We start from the raw sequence: 15,503 nt of genomic DNA on the forward strand, positions 1-15,503 counted from the left end.
CCGCGGCGCCGTTAGATTTGGCTATCTCTATAGTCTTATCAGAGCTGAAGTCATCCACTACTACATGCTCATCAGCCCAGCCTTTGGTACTATTGATGCACGCGGCAATATTCGCCTCTTCGTTTTTTGCTATTGTAACCACTGAAATCTTTCTAACCATACATACCGCCTATCCTGAAGAACATTGTTAAAATGTTAAAACTTGTAAATCTTTCTCGAAGTTAGAGACTCCCGCGAAAAATTATTATCTTTTCTCGCCTTAACATAATACTGGTATGTAAGAAAATCCCTGAGCGTATTAAAGAATAATACGTTCAATATCTTGAGCCATCTTCCGGCGATTATATTCCGCCTGATTTCAATAATGCTGTATCCTGCTCTATTAAAAAGTTCGACTATATTCACCAGCCCGAAAAATCTAACATGAGTCTTATCCAGCATTCCGGCATCGCTGTAATCCCATGTCCCGGAAAGGATCAAGCGCAGGATAACTTTATAATATCTCACATTAGGAATACTTGCTATCACGTAACCATCTTTCTGCAAATAAATTTTCTGCTTTTCCAAGATATTTAAAGGCTCTATCAAATGCTCAAGGATATCCGCGTACATAATGCAATCAAAATACCCTTCAGGATAAGGTAATTGTAACTTTTCTATATCACCTGAAATTACATTGTTTAATTTTCCTTTTGCTATAGAGCATAATTTTTCTATCTTCTCTATGCCGACTACCTCTATACCTCTTTCTTTCAGCCTGGCCGACAGCCCGCCGTCGCCGCATCCCACATCTAACAGCCTTTTTGTATTCAGAGGTATTATCTCTAAAAAATCGCCGCGCTTATCTTTTTTCCTGCTCATAGATATCCAACTCCGGCGCGAAAACACGCGCGATAAAAAATACGACAAGCGGCAGAAAATGCAAGAGCATCCTGTTCAAGGCTCTTAAATAGATAGTTACATCCCCGCTTATCATAAAAAATGATACGTGGGCCAGGAAGACAAGCCCAAGTGCGATAGTAAGGAATCTTACATCTTTACCGAATAATACCCCGCGCTTGAAGCCCAGAAATACGCTGATGATAAATAACACCCACACCAAGTTCCATGCCTTTATGCCGAAAAATTGCTTCTGGTAATCATAAATAATAGGCAGTATCCTGTGGAAATTCTCCACTTTAAAATCAGACAATAACTTAACGCTCATTGCCTGGTTCGCGATATTCGAAGCAGTAGCGTGTTTTAACAAAAACATGGGCAGGGATAAAACAGCCAGTGTTACGATATAAAAGATAAATGATCTGAAAGCCCTGGCCTTACTCCCTCTTTCGCTAAATAATATAAAACTTAAAAATGTCAATATCGTTACAAGGGCCAAAAGAAGCCCTTCGCACTTCACATAACATGCCATAGCGGTAAAAATAACGGATATTATAAGATGCGCTCTATCCTTATCCCTGAACCAAAGATAAAGGTATATAAATCCTACGCTGTAATAGAAACTCAGGATAAGATCAGCGTATCCGTTAGAGGCATAAGCGTTGAAGTGCGGAATGCTTGCCAGGAAAAAAGTAAAAATAAGGGCATGAAGCCTCGTAGACCGTACATTCCTCAGTACACCATAAAAAACTACCAGGCACGAGGCAAAAAAGAAAGGTCCCGCCATCTTTGGCGCGAAATCATTGAAACGTCCGATAAAATTATGGATATAGTTCTGAACAAAAGGCCATAACCACGGGTAGTCCCCCGTAAACGTGGCGTCTTTTATTCCGGGCTTTGAAAAGATATCCAGCGGCAGGCCCTTCAATAAATACATGATCTTTGCCTTCGCGCCCCAATGCGCCACCGCATCCCATGATTCCATGGGTTTGACCAGGCTTACGAAAAAAGCAAAACATACTTCGAACAGGATAGCGCCGAAAAAAAACAATTCCGCCCTATTCATTTTACTGTACCCATGCCCGTTCTTTGATTTTTCCACCCCGGGCTTCTGGAAAGCCTTTTTAAGGACAACTCCCGAAGCCACGATCAAGATAAAAGGCGCCAGGATATTAAAAACATTAAAGCTGATCCCTGCCAGGGACAAAAAGGTCATTATGACGGCTATCGCGCCCAGTCCCATACCATATGACAGGCCAAGCCTTTCCAGAACACCTGTTTTTTTGCCGCCGTCCATTAACCGCAAGAGTAAAAATCCTAAAAAACTGGAAACCGATAAGGCCAATAAGGTCAATAGGTATACCATGCCCATCCTTTTATTCGCGCCTGAGTATAAAACTCTCTTTATTCAATGACATATAAAGCTGTGTCCCATTTTTAACAAAATCCGGTTTTTTATAGACGAGGATAAAATTCGGATCCTCTGTTTTTATGGCGGGGTATAAATAATAAACCAGGCGGGGTAGATCTATGGAATCTTCCGGTATCCCTACCACCTCATAACCGGCACCGGCGAAGAGTTCAGCTTTGCAGAATCTCGCGAACTCGTATAGATCATTGCCTAATATAATAACCCTTTTCCCTTCCCAATCCGCACGGGCAAGGCTTACGTAATCCCTGAGAGTAGACTTATCTTTCTCCAGCATAAGGCCCCTTACCATAAAGAATATTGCCAGCGCTATCCATGCCGCGGTTATAATCTTAAAGATCTTATCGATAGATAGGTTCATCGCATATCCCGTCCTTTGCCGCCTATCTTTATAAGAGCCCTCACGACCTTGCGCTGTTCCAGATCCTTGAAAGCGCGGTTTACTTCGTCCAAAGTATACGAATGGCTTAAAAGTTTTTCTAACCTGAGCTTGCCTTCACTATAGAGTTTCGCAAAACGCGGAATATCCCTGTCGGGACAGGACGCGCCTCCCCAACTTCCCCTGATCTGTTTTCCAGAAATAAGCGCATGCGGGTCAAGCCTGACCTTATCACCAGCTTTAGGATGCGTGGCAAAAACACACAGGCCCCCTCCTGCCCTTACGGCATCAAAAGCCTGCTCAATGCTGGAAGTCACTCCCGCGGCTTCTACGCTATAATCCACGCCTTTTCCTTTTGTAATCTCCATGATCTTCTTTACAGGGTCTTCTGTTCTGGAATCGATGCAATGGGTAGCCCCGAACTCTTTGGCTAACCGTAATTTAGCTTTTTCCATGTCAACCGCTATAACCTTACCGCATCCAAACAAACTTACCGCCATTAATGCGCTTAACCCTATCCCTCCCAAACCGAATATGGCTATACTGCTTCCATTTTTCGGGGATATTTCATTAAAAATAATGCCTGCCCCCGTAGGTATGGCGCAGCCAAAAAGCACGGCTATATCCAAGGGTATATTCCGGGATATCTTTACGCAGCGATTCTCGGAGACTACAGCATATTCATTCAAGGTAGTTACCGCGCCCGCGTTGATAGTCAGGCGGCCTTTTTTATATTTACAGCCTCCTGCTTCTATACCCTTACCTTTTATCCAGGTAAGGGCGACGTGATCGCCTGGCCTGACCTTTGCCACCTTTTTCCCGGCCTTGATCACAACACCCGAGCCTTCATGTCCTAATAGATGCGGCAGGTATTTATCTACCCCGCGAAAACCGCGTATCTCCATCAACTGACTGCGGCAAATACCGCTGTAAGCGACTTTTACCAGGACCTGGCCTGTGCCCGGATCCGGGACTTCTATATTATCCTCCACGACCAGGCCTTTTCTATACAATACAGCCGCTTTCATCTTCATCAACCCTTATTTCTTCCTGTCACGATATATCCTGCCAAACCTGCGGATCATTAAATCCAAAAAGAAATGGCCGACAGACAGGAAATTCTTTATCTTGAGCGCCTGCGACGCCCCGGTTTTCCTCTCATGAGATTTAGCCGGGATCTCAATATAACTCATCCCCTTGTCCAATAGCCGCGTGATGATATCGGCCTGGAAACTATACCCGTGATAATCCGTATGCCAGCGCATTGCATTATATGTCAAATGCAATGCCCCGCCATTATAATACTTGATCTTGTAGCCGCTTATGACATTGACTATAAATGTATATGTCCTGGATAACATCTCGCGCATAAAGGAACGCCCTTTGACCTTCAGGTGGCACGGGATAATGACATCCGCCTTACCCAGAAGCCTGAAGATGTCCACCAGGGTCTCCTGATATTCGGCGTTATCACCGCACACCAATTTATAATACCTGCCTTTTGCTATAAAAGCGCCGTCGATATAATTCTGGGCCAACCCGATATTCTCTTTTCTGACCAGCAGCCTGATAGAATATTGGGGATGCGCCTTCATATAATTACTGACCAGCTCTTTTGATCTGTCGGTGGAGGCATCATCAATAACAAGTATCTCCCAATCAAGCTTGACAGCGGATAAAGCCGACGTCAAGGTGTTGAACGTATCTATGATATTACCCTCTTCATTGTAACAGGACACGAACACGGTGATATCCTTCTCCCATTTGCACGCCACAAACCTGGGAAACAGTTTAGAGTCTAAAAAATAATATTCGTGGTTATCTTTGGTATTCATATTTTCCTCAAAGAAGTCATAATGTTCTTTACCATGCTGTTTACTCCCAGGTTTCGCCTCGTATTCCTACGCCAATCTTCCAGCTCTTTCATGGTTATCCCGTTTATCCTCGCAATCGCCTTTTTCCTTTCAGGCGTGGAAAAGTTTATCCTGTCCCATTCGAACGATCTTAATATCTCTAGTTCCCCCGGCGTGAATTCGTCGGTCGTAATAAGCCCTTTTCCATAACCGGAATACTCGGATATATTCTCCAGATAATCATCAGGGAGCAATCCGTCCCTTAAACAGATATCCATGAGTTCTGTCTTCGGAAGCGGCGTGGCTATGTGAAAATTTACGATATCTACATCAAGTTTTTCGGCATATCTGAACGTATCTCTTATCTGCTCCCACGTCTCTCCGGGAAAGCCGATGACAAAATTCGCTATCACGTCGAACCCTATGGATTTAGCCAGCCTCAATTTCTCGGGGATCCTATCGAGACGGACAGGTTTCTTAATTATATTGGTCAGGACATTCTGGTTACCTGACTCAATGGAGACGGTTATATATGTGCAACCGCTCTTGCGCATAATCTCAAGGGTTTCTTTATCAAGTAGCCAGGCGGTAACATTGACGCATTTCCAGGTAAGGCCTTTATAGTTTTTTATGATGCCTTCCATTATTTTCAGAGCTCTCTTCCTGTTTGCAAGGAAATGGTCATCCAGAAAAATAACTTCCTTAATGCCCTGCCTATACAGGACATCTATCTCTTCAAGCACGTTTTCCGCGCTTCTGAATCTAACCTTTTCTCCGCTTACGGTTTTGCCCGCGCAAAATATGCACTTATAAGGGCATCCCCTGGATGTAATGGTAACGATAAAAGGATAATTTCTCGCCAAAAATCCAGGGGCATATTTTAATCTGATGTTTCCGTAGTCGCAAAGGGTTATTTTCCCGCTGTCCTTATCTCCCGCAACATTGGAATAGTCCGGAAAAGGAAGCCTATCCAGATCTTTTATGAATTCCATTTCATTGACTACCGTCTTTCCGTCTTTCCTGTAGACCAAGCCGCTGATCCCATCAAGGCGCGGCATATCCTTCCTGATCTCCTCGACAAGAGTAGGGAAAGATATCTCGCCTTCTCCCATCAGCCAATAATCGACATTGCCATCCTTAACGGCCTCTTTTATCAAGACCGTAGGGATCACCCCTCCAAAAACGATCACTGAGGCAGGTAACGTTTTTCTTACGATAGAAATGAGCAACTTCGTAGAATTAACGTATTCCGTGGAAACGGAAGTTACGCCTACCAGATCAGGCTTGGTCCGTCGCAAATATTCAGATACATCCTCTTCCGAAAGATTATTAACATTGGGATCAAAAACCACGGTTTCATAACGGACCGGCAGAACGGCCTTAAGCAGACAAAGGGTATAGGGAGGAGTAGGCCATGTCCGCTTGCTCAACCACGCGTAGTTTGGCTGTATTAAAAGTATCTTTTTTATTTTATGCGCCATAGTCAATCAGCTATAAACCACCAATAGTCACCCGTATAACCTACTTCATCAAAAAGACCCTTCCAGCCATCCACATGCATCATGGTTTCGGCGGTAAGCACCCATTTAAAAAGATTCTCTTTCTCAGTTTCGTTGCGCCAGGCATCAATAGTAATGTAACTATTGCCGCGACAGACTCGTTGTATCTCGCGAAGCGCGGTCTTAAGTCTCTCTAGAGGAAGATTGTGTATAGAATTGACTGATATGACCAAGTCAAAACTTTTGTCCGGATAAGGCAGTTTTTCCGCACTCGCTATTTTAAGAAAAGGCCTGACCGAAGGCATGGCATTCTCGACGGCGTACCTGCTGACATCCATCCCGGCTATGGTACAATCGGGCATTAGTTTTTTAAAATCGTGTAGCATAAACCCCTTGGCACAGCCTATATCCAGAATAGCCGCATTTTCGGGTAACCCATAATGATCCTTCATGCGTTTGACGACCGATCTCCATCTGCCGTCGTATCTGTAGCCGCCATAACCATATTTCCGTTCCCCGTCAAAAAATTCTTTATCGAATAATTTCGCCGTCCGGACAACCTCGGGCGTTTTCTCTTGAAAGCGCTTGTCGTAATCCCTTATTGTCTTCGGGTGGGTATCAAGCAGATTTATCTCGGCCATTGTCATTTTACCCTTTCTTTAATACCGATGCTACCGCCAGCAAATAATTAGCCATCGGATAAAAACCTGTGTGGATGACCTCGTCATTCATGGAAAATACAAATACATTATTAAAATAAGGTTCGAGCAACCTCTTCAATCCATCTGCGTTCTTTAGATTGACATGCCCCTTCCTGCTGTCGACGCCAGCGTATTTTTTTGCCGAGATGTTAGGCGTACCCAGGATAAAAACGGCGTCTTCGGTAAGGACTTCGCGAATATTATTCATCACGGCCTTCTCATGCTTTGTATTGACATGCTCTATAAAATCCAAGGCATAGGCCCCGTCAAAAAGGCCGTTGCGGGGGGATTGCCTTGAGATATCCGCGACCTGGAAGCTGATGCCCATGCCTTCTTTCCTATATTGCCGCTTCGCCCAATCTATGAATAACGGGTCAAAATCCACAGCATGGACTTTAGAAACGGTCTGCAAAACCAGCCTGGTGCCAAAGGCGTCCCCGCACCCTACTTCCAAAACATTTTTTCTTCCTGCCAATATCTTCGAGCAGAATTTGTACCTGGCCAGCAAAAAGGATATATGGCGCGGGTCGTTCCTCCACAGGTGACTGGCTGTAGGACCCAGTTTCACCGCACCTTTTTTTCTCATTGTCTCAAACTGAATATCATACTGCCGTTCTTTTGTCTCTTGCCTCTTTCTCACAACTATATCCTTTCTGTTTTTTACGTATCAGGGTCGATTTACTTTAATCCCGTAGTTTTCGGCTATCAAGTTAAAGCAATCTCTGATAGCCGTCAATTTTATACCGGACTCCCTGAGTATCTTGGTTGAATCAACACTATTAAACCTTGGGCGTTTTTCCGTGAAACCAAGGTCGTTTATTGAAACCTCCCTGATGAGTCCCGAATCATAATCAAAAAAACCGGCCAGCCTTATAGCAAAATCCGATATCCTAGATATCTCAGGCCCTCCAAGATTATAACTGCCGAAATGGTTATTTTTCATTAAAAGTTCCGTTATCCTTATCACATCCATTACGTAGACGGGAGAAATAAAGACGTCCGAAGCGGCTGCTATCTTCTCCTTTTGCATAAACTTATCAAGCCATGAAGTAAAAATGCTCTTGTCGTATTTCTCTACTCCGAAGACCTTGGTCAATCTTAATATCAAGTATTTCTCAAAGTTATCTGCTATGAACTTTTCTACTTCCAGTTTTTGTTTCCCGTATTCCGAAAGCGGGTTAGGATCGGAGGATTCCGACGATGATTCAGTTTCACCGTCAAATACCATGGTCGTAGATAGATAAACGGGCACAATACTTGAATGCCTGCAATGTCTCAAAAGGTTTATAGTATTGGTCACGTTCACGGCGTAAGAAAGCTCCCTTTTATTCCTGCAGGTTTCTATATCAGAAATGCCGTGACAAAAAATCATATATTCCAGATCCTTTAATCTTTTAATCTCCTCCATATCCCCGCGTTTCATGTCCAGATAAATCCTGTTTTCTTTGTCCAGTTTATCCAAATCGCCGGGTCCGTTTGAATAATACGTGCCCTTTATGCGCATATTATTTTCCTTAAAATATAGATAAAATTTATTTCCTATGAAACCTGATGCACCCGTGACCAAGATCACTTAATATCCCTCCGGTTTCATTGTCAAAAGGGCCCCGTAAATGTTTTATCCGGCACATCCAGCGGGATATTGGAAACCATCCCCGCGCCTTCTTCTGTTTTTTCAGGAAAGCCGAACATAGATCTTACACTATTGACTATATCTATCGCCCTGGGATAATAATATTTTGCCAACGCCGGGCTTGTAGGGGTCGGGGTATCGGGAAATGTGATGCGCCTGGGAGCGCTTTTAAGCATGCCACAGCCTTTTTCCGCAACTAAAGCAATGACTTCAGCAGATATTCCGAAGCTCCGCCACGCGCCGTCCACCACAACCAAACGGCCTGTTTTTTTTACCGATCTTATTATAGACTCCTCATCCAGGGGCCTGATCGAGCGCAAGTCCAGCACTTCCGCGCCTATCCCGTATTTCTTAAGTATTTTACCGGCGCGCATAGCCTCTAAAACCATGTAAGATGAAGATATAATGGTGACATCCTTACCCTTTTCTATTATCCTGGCTTTACCCAGCGGTTCCCTGTACATCTTTTCCGGGACATTATCCGATATGCCGTAAAGCCAGCGATGTTCTATAAAAATTACAGGATTGTCATCTTCTATCGCCGAGATCAATAATCCCTTCGCGTCATAAGCGGTCGCCGGCATAACTACTTTCAAACCAGGAACAAAGGCGAATATGGAATTCAGGTTCTGGGAATGCTGCGGCCCCTGTCCCCACCCGCGGCCTATAAGCAGGCGAATCACCAGTGGAACCTTTAATTTCCCGCCGAACATATAGTGCCATTTAGCGGCATTATTGATTATCTGATCCAAAGACAGTATCATGAAATCAACGCGCTGATGCGTTAAGATAGGCCGCATCCCTACCAGGCTGGAGCCTATGGCTATGCCGGTCATACCGTTTTCGGCAACCGGCATATCCATTGCCCGCTTACCGTATTTTTTCTCAAGGCCAAGGGTAGTCCCGAATACGCCTTTGGGATCGGTTACGCCTAATCCAATAATATAAACCGAGTCATCATTTGCCAGGCACTGGTCCGTTGCTTCTAGAATAGCCTGAGCGTAAGTAAGTTTTCTCATCATATCTTGTTATGGGGCATAAATGTCGGAAAAGACTTCTTCCTTTTCCGGTAAAAGCGAACCTTTCGCGAATTTTATTGCGCCATCTATCTCATTCCCGATCTTCTCCCTGACGCGCCCAATATAATCTTTATCAAGTATCCCCTGTCTGATTAATTTTCTCTCGAAATTATCCAGGGGACATCTCTTAAACCAATGATCATATTCATTTGTGGTCCTATAATTAAGTTCGTGGTCAAAATTATGTCCGCAGTGTTCGCGATATCGATAAGTATCGAACTGCAGAAAGGACGGGCCTTTCCCTCTTCTGGCTTCTCTTACGGCCTTTTTCGTTATCTGATAGACAGAAGCCACGTCATTGCCGTCGCCTTTTTCCGCGCGAACGCCATATCCCATGGCAATCGCAAGATTGTCTCTATCCTTGGGTTGGCGCACCGAAAGCGGTGAATATACCGAATACAAGTTATTCTCGCAGATAAAGATCACAGGCAGTTTTTTCAACGACGCGAAATTAAGGCTCTCTGAAAATACTCCCTCTTCCGTAGCCGCGTCTCCGAAAAAACATACGGTTACCTTTTTTTCCTTTTTCATAGACGTCCCCAAAGCAACGCCCACCGCTACCGGGATCACGCCGGCTACAATGGGAGTTGAACCAAGGAAGCCCGCGCTGAGATCTATCAGATGCATTGAACCGCCTTTGCTCCTTGAACATCCTGATGCCTTGCCGTAAATTTCAGCCATCATCGCTTTTAAATCCCCGCCTTTTGCCAGGAAATGTCCATGACTTCTGTGGTTACTCAAGACGTAATCCCGTTTATCGAGGTTCGCGCATACCCCTGCGGCCACACCTTCTTGTCCTATGCAAAGGTGCACAGGACAACGCATCTCCTGTTCAGGATAAAGTCCCGCTATCCGCTCCTCTACCATGCGGATCCTCAGCAATTGATAATATAATGAAAGAGATATTTTTTTATTTATTTTCATGGCCTATGAAAAGGACAGCCCTTTCATTGTCTTTATGTTATAGCACTTATCTTCGTTTTTTAGATTTCCATTCCGGAATTCATTAACAAGTTCTTTTATCGCTTCGTCAACGCTATGCCCCTGTTTAAAGCCTGCGGCAAGAAGCTTCTTCGAGCATAGCCTGTAAGAACGCGGGTCATTTGATTCACTGATAATAATCTCGGCAGGTACGTAGTTGACTATTTTCCTAGCTATATCCAAAATGGATATATTCTCAAAACCGGCGTTGTAGACACCCCTGAGTTTTTTGCCCATCTTGAGGAAATACATATATACGGCAACCATGTCTTTGATATGTATATTGGGGCGGGTCTGGTTCCCGCCCAAAACCGTGATCTTCCCATTGGCTAATGCCTGGATAGCCAGCATATTTACGGAAAGATCCAACCTCATCCTTGGGGAATAACCGCACACGGTAGCCGGCCTGACGCACTGGACAAGGATCCTGTCCTGATAACTCATAAGCACTCTTTCGCTTACCATCTTAGTCTTGTTGTAATCCGATATAGGGACAAGAGGAAGTTCTTCGGTTACCTCTGGTTCGTCTTTTACGCCGTAAACGCTTCCTGAGCTCGCGTAAATAAACTGCTTTACCTTATGCTGTATAGCACGCTCTACCAGACGCATGGTAGACAAGACATTCACTTCCCATGCCACCTTTGAATTCAGCTCACCGCAAGGATCGTTCGCGACATTGGCCAGGTGGATGATCGCGTCTATGTTATCCATCGGGATCTTTTCCGGATTACGTATATCTTCTTTGATGACCGTTAAGTTCTTGTGCTCAGGAAGATAATTGCCGAACCACATGATATCCACGACCCTGACCATGTGTCCTGCGTCCAAAAGGGCCCGCGTAAGCATCGTACCTATATAACCGCAGCCGCCCAATAAAAGTATTTTCATATACCCTCGCTTTCAATAAACTAAAAACTCAATAAACTCATCCCACCCTTAAGAAATTTGTTCTTATTGACAGATTCGGCATTCCCTACTATGCGCACTGCCTGAGCTCCGGCAAGCTGTCCCATAAAAGTGGCGACATCTATCGGTAATCCTTTTACCGCGGCAAGAGAGGCCAGCGAAGAAAACGCGTCGCCCGCGCCGATGGTATCGACTATCGAAGTCTCAAGCGGCGCGCAGATGCATTCCGGTTCGCCCGTCTTAATGCCGATAGTATCTGTAGCGCCGCGCGTAAGCCAGCTATAGCGCGCGCCAAGTTTATCATGTAGTTTCAGGAGCTCCTCGTTATATTGCATATCGCGTTTTCCACAGGCCAGACTAAGTTCGGTCTCATCAAGAGAAAAAGAATCCGCGCGATAATATTGCCTGTCGATAAGGTTAAAGCCGTGGTTATTGCTGTTTGTCTGGCAGTTCAAGGCAAGGAAACGGGACCTCTCCTGCACGAGTTTCCTGATGGATTCCGCGCCCAACCCATGGCCGAAATCCATCATCATTACCAGGTCATAATCCTCTATGCATCCGCTTATCTTGTCATAAATCTTTTTTTGGATATCCTCTTCGGGATGCCTTTGGCTTATCATATTCACCGAGAACAGCTTGGACAACTCTTTACCTTCGTTAATCGGCTCCACGAAACGCTGTTTTATGATAGTGATAAAATCTTTATGGCGGATTATTCCGTCTTCTTTACGGCTGACATAATCGGACAAAAGGCCGTTGACCCACGGTTCCCGCCCCACCAGGCTTATAAGTTTAACATGCGGCGTAAACTGCCTGACATGACGGAAGACGGCCAGGGCGCCACCGGCCTGCATCTCGTGCCTGATAAGCCTAGCCGAGATAATACGATTCTTGGAGGTCAGACCCTGTACCTTGACGGTGGAATAATGATCAAAGATAATGTCGCCTATAACCAGGACTCTTATATCCTTGAATCCTTCGACTATTTTCCTGAAATCATTCGGCGGGCACTTTTTTTCCAATTTTTTACAAAAATCCTTTATCCCCTGCGGATGAACTTCGAAATGTTTATTCAATAACCTGGTAGAGCTAAAAACTACCGAGCCTACATAAGATACCCGGCCGCCTAATCTTTCGACAGTTTTGACATCATCGTTGATATTTCCGCTTACATCTGTTTCCGGATTTTTGTATTCCCTGCCTTTACAGTATATGTGCGGACAGACCTGTTCTATGGCCTCTACCGCGGCTGGAAAAGGAACGACCACCACATAATCGACACACTGCAATGCCGCCAAAGATTTCGCCCTGAGCGCGTCATTGAAATACGGCCTCCCTGGGCCTTTATTGACATATTTTTCTCCGGTAACGGTCACGACCAGGACATCTCCCAGCGCCCTGGCTTCCTCAAAATGGACTATGTGGCCGGGATGGATCAGGTCAAAAGTCCCGTGGCACTGGACTATCTTTTTACCTCTTTTCCTCAATTTTCCAAAGACGTTCTTTGCCTCGATGAAACTGAGTATTTTTTTTGAAGTAGGCATTTTTAACTCCCGCGCTATTAGATCATTCTTTATGGATATACTCTAATGGCTGTGATTTCAACGCATCCAGATTACAGGAAACCCAGTCTATGGTTTCCTGTATCCCGTCTTTCAACCCAATATTGTCGCCCCATCCCAGTTCCTCGCGCAATTTAGCGCTGTCCAGGATATACGCCGCGTCTTTGCCCGGCCGTTCATCAACTATTTCCACGGCATCCTTGAAATCCACCTTCATCATCCCGCAGATCATCTCTACCAACTGCCGGATCGATAGATGGGTATCGGTAGAGATATGAAAACTGCCGCCGGGCGCGGCTTTCCTGGCGATCTTAAGGGTAGCGTCCGCCACATCTTTAATGTGGATGAACGAACGCACCGAATTCCCTCCTCCATGAAGAGGTATCTTTCTTTTAAGCATTATGTAAAGGATCGTGCGCGGGATGATCCTGTAAAGCTGTTGACCGGGGCCGTAAACATTGGCGGCCCGGGTAAAAACAACTGGAAAATTATATTGCCTTAAAAAAGTGATAAGGTGCAGGTCGCAGGCAGCCCTAGAAACCGCGTAAGGCGTGCTGGGATTAAACTGGGCCGACTCTGTTATCTTTCCACTGCAATTACCATACACTTCCGGCGTAGAAACGTGGACATATTTCTTTAAAAAATCAAAATGCCTTAATCTATCGTGCAATTTCACATTCCCTATCACGTTAGTCTGATACCAATGCTCAGGATGCCTCCAGCTTTGAGCGACCATGCTCTGCGCGGCAAAGTTCACGACATAATCAGGGCGAAACTCCTTGATGGCATCAGCTATAGCCCCGGGATCCCTGTTTATATCGAACCGTTCGAATTTGAACTGCTGTCCCAGTCTGCCTGCTTTCTTCCATTTGTACGGCAAAAACGCGTCTATAGGCTCGCTGGACCGGCTTATACCCAGCACCTGTAAACCCTCGGACAGGCAATGCGATACAAAATGTGAACCTGAAAAAGAATTACTTCCTATTACCGTTATTTTTTCATTCATGATTTACCTGGAATCTGCCCTTTGATCAGCCACTGCATCAGCATATGGCCGGCTATAAGCTGCAGATCCTCTAATATCTGCATGTCGTTTACCGCAAAATGAACAGGGACGTCTAGAAACTCCAGACACCTGCCTCCGTTAAATCCAAGGATACCGTATGTCTTGATACCTTTCTTTTTCGCGGCGTGGACAGCGTTCAGAATATTAGGGGAGTTTCCACTGCCTGAAAGAACTATCAGGATGTCCCCTTCCTTGCCCAATGTCTCCAGCTGGAAAGAAAATATATTTTCGTAACCTATGTCATTTCCAAGACATGTCAAAATAGACTGATTGGCTGTTAAGGCAGTTACCTTTACGCCTATGCCTCTTTTCGTGTTTTTCGTGACTGGGTACAGCAGATCGTTAGCTATGTGTATCGCGTTCGCGGCACTGCCCCCGTTACCGCATAAAAACACATGCCTTTCTTCGTCCCATGCCAGTCTGATATCTTCAGCCAACTTACGAACAGGAGACCAATCAAAAGAAGATAAACAATCGCATAGTCTTTTTTGATAATCCACAAAAATATTATCCTCTTTATCCATGCCGGTCCCCTCCCATAATTATGGCTATTATCTCAAAATACATGCCTTAATTCAACGGATAACTTACAACTGCCTGCCGGAAACGCGAAGCGTTATAATTCTGTCGAATTTCTTTTTACGAGTCACTATGCGCCAAAAAACCTTTATTCCGAACATAAAACTTCCGAGCTCAAAAATACGCAGCGAGCAATGTTCTCCCAAACAGGAAGCGATGTTCCTGTTTTTCAGGAAAACATAGACCCGGTCACCATTCTTCAAAAAACCCCTTATATCCCCTTCCGCGGCCTTTAAATCGTTTTCTTCCGCGCTTTTGACTACATAAGCTATTCTCTTCGTCCTGCCCCATCTTTTGTTAAAGATAGCCAGGTTCCTTTTAAATTTTTCATCCCAGTCTTTTCTTTTCTTAAAACCCGTATTTTGGACATGATATACATAAGCGCCTTTTGCCATTACACATTTATAACCTGCTTTTACGGCACGCCTGGAAAAATCCGTATCTTCGAAATTCCCCGGGCTATATATCTCATCAAACATTCCTATCTTTTCAACAACTTCTTTCTTTATCAACATGCAAAAACCGATACCTGCCGACATTTCTATCCATTTGCCGGAAAAACCTTCTAAAGGCCCTGCCTGTCCCAGATTGTTGCTGGATGGGTTCACTATCCCTATGGCAGGCTCTTTTTCAGCTACCCGGATCATCTCTTCCAGCCACCCTTTATAAACTTTTGTATCATTATTCAAGATACACAGGAATGGCGCGTTTGATACCGCTATTCCCTGATTTACCGCCCCTGGAAAGCCTGAATTTTCTTCATTCCTTATAAGGGTTGTGGCGGCGGGATTTTTTTTTGCCAATTCTTTCAAATAAGCCGCGGTCTGGGCATCGCTCGCATTATCTACCAGGATGATACTGTAAGATAAGGCGGTATTCTTTTCTATGCTTTCTACGCACTTTTTTGTAAGTTCGTATTCATTCCAGACAGGTATGATAATATCACATTTTATATCA

Annotated in this window: 17 protein-coding genes; all 17 read right to left on the reverse strand. The window is 44.7% G+C overall.

Translation table 11 applies throughout. The features are described 5' to 3' along the window. Nucleotides 1-160: glycosyltransferase (locus WC317_07520; GenBank protein ID MFA5339976.1), on the reverse strand; the 160-nt coding region annotated here is incomplete at its 3' end. Nucleotides 161-195: 35 nt separating this feature from the next. Further along, nucleotides 196-861, reverse strand: a complete 666-nt coding sequence (locus tag WC317_07525; GenBank protein ID MFA5339977.1) for a class I SAM-dependent methyltransferase — start codon at nt 859-861, stop codon at nt 196-198. Continuing rightward, the gene (locus WC317_07530; GenBank protein ID MFA5339978.1) at nt 842-2,176 is read right to left on the reverse strand and encodes a hypothetical protein; all 1,335 of its coding nucleotides are present in this window, start codon (nt 2,174-2,176) and stop codon (nt 842-844) included. Before WC317_07530 ends, WC317_07525 begins: the two co-directional genes overlap by 20 nt. 79 nt (nt 2,177-2,255) lie before the next feature. Then, the gene (locus tag WC317_07535) at nt 2,256-2,669 is read right to left on the reverse strand and encodes a hypothetical protein (protein ID MFA5339979.1); all 414 of its coding nucleotides are present in this window, start codon (nt 2,667-2,669) and stop codon (nt 2,256-2,258) included. Next, entirely contained in the window at nt 2,666-3,721 is a 1,056-nt protein-coding gene (locus WC317_07540; GenBank protein MFA5339980.1) for a zinc-binding dehydrogenase, read from the reverse strand. Before WC317_07540 ends, WC317_07535 begins: the two co-directional genes overlap by 4 nt. Nucleotides 3,722-3,727: 6 nt before the next feature. Beyond that, nucleotides 3,728-4,522 (reverse strand): glycosyltransferase family 2 protein, encoded by a 795-nt coding sequence (locus WC317_07545; protein MFA5339981.1) that lies wholly within the window; start codon nt 4,520-4,522, stop codon nt 3,728-3,730. Next, nucleotides 4,519-6,021 (reverse strand): radical SAM protein, encoded by a 1,503-nt coding sequence (locus tag WC317_07550; protein MFA5339982.1) that lies wholly within the window; start codon nt 6,019-6,021, stop codon nt 4,519-4,521. Before WC317_07550 ends, WC317_07545 begins: the two co-directional genes overlap by 4 nt. Nucleotides 6,022-6,023: 2 nt before the next feature. Beyond that, on the reverse strand, nt 6,024-6,680 hold the full coding sequence (locus WC317_07555) for a class I SAM-dependent methyltransferase (GenBank protein MFA5339983.1): 657 nt from the start codon (nt 6,678-6,680) through the stop codon (nt 6,024-6,026). Between the two features lie 7 nt (nt 6,681-6,687). Then, nucleotides 6,688-7,326 carry a class I SAM-dependent methyltransferase gene (locus WC317_07560; GenBank protein ID MFA5339984.1) on the reverse strand — a complete coding sequence of 213 codons (639 nt, stop codon included), beginning with the start codon at nt 7,324-7,326 and terminating at the stop codon, nt 6,688-6,690. A gap of 81 nt (nt 7,327-7,407) precedes the next feature. Next, nucleotides 7,408-8,313 carry a sugar nucleotide-binding protein gene (locus WC317_07565; protein ID MFA5339985.1) on the reverse strand — a complete coding sequence of 302 codons (906 nt, stop codon included), beginning with the start codon at nt 8,311-8,313 and terminating at the stop codon, nt 7,408-7,410. Nucleotides 8,314-8,336: 23 nt separating this feature from the next. Further along, entirely contained in the window at nt 8,337-9,392 is a 1,056-nt protein-coding gene (locus tag WC317_07570) for a transketolase C-terminal domain-containing protein (protein MFA5339986.1), read from the reverse strand. 9 nt (nt 9,393-9,401) lie between these two features. Next, nucleotides 9,402-10,376, reverse strand: a complete 975-nt coding sequence (locus WC317_07575) for a thiamine pyrophosphate-dependent dehydrogenase E1 component subunit alpha (protein ID MFA5339987.1) — start codon at nt 10,374-10,376, stop codon at nt 9,402-9,404. A 3-nt stretch (nt 10,377-10,379) separates the two neighbouring features. Then, entirely contained in the window at nt 10,380-11,321 is a 942-nt protein-coding gene (locus tag WC317_07580) for an SDR family oxidoreductase (protein MFA5339988.1), read from the reverse strand. 20 nt (nt 11,322-11,341) lie between these two features. Continuing rightward, nucleotides 11,342-12,883, reverse strand: coding sequence for a PfkB family carbohydrate kinase (locus tag WC317_07585; GenBank protein ID MFA5339989.1), 1,542 nt, complete (start codon nt 12,881-12,883; stop codon nt 11,342-11,344). Nucleotides 12,884-12,905: 22 nt separating this feature from the next. Further along, nucleotides 12,906-13,907: a GDP-mannose 4,6-dehydratase gene (locus WC317_07590; protein ID MFA5339990.1), complete on the reverse strand. Its 1,002-nt coding sequence runs from the start codon at nt 13,905-13,907 to the stop codon at nt 12,906-12,908. Continuing rightward, nucleotides 13,904-14,491: an SIS domain-containing protein gene (locus WC317_07595; protein MFA5339991.1), complete on the reverse strand. Its 588-nt coding sequence runs from the start codon at nt 14,489-14,491 to the stop codon at nt 13,904-13,906. Before WC317_07595 ends, WC317_07590 begins: the two co-directional genes overlap by 4 nt. 63 nt (nt 14,492-14,554) lie before the next feature. Further along, nucleotides 14,555-15,503 (reverse strand): glycosyltransferase family 2 protein (locus WC317_07600; protein MFA5339992.1); only part of this gene is annotated, 949 nt, incomplete at its 5' end.

This window comes from Candidatus Omnitrophota bacterium, from assembly GCA_041653595.1.
GTDB lineage: Bacteria > Omnitrophota > Gorgyraeia > Pluralincolimonadales > Pluralincolimonadaceae > Pluralincolimonas.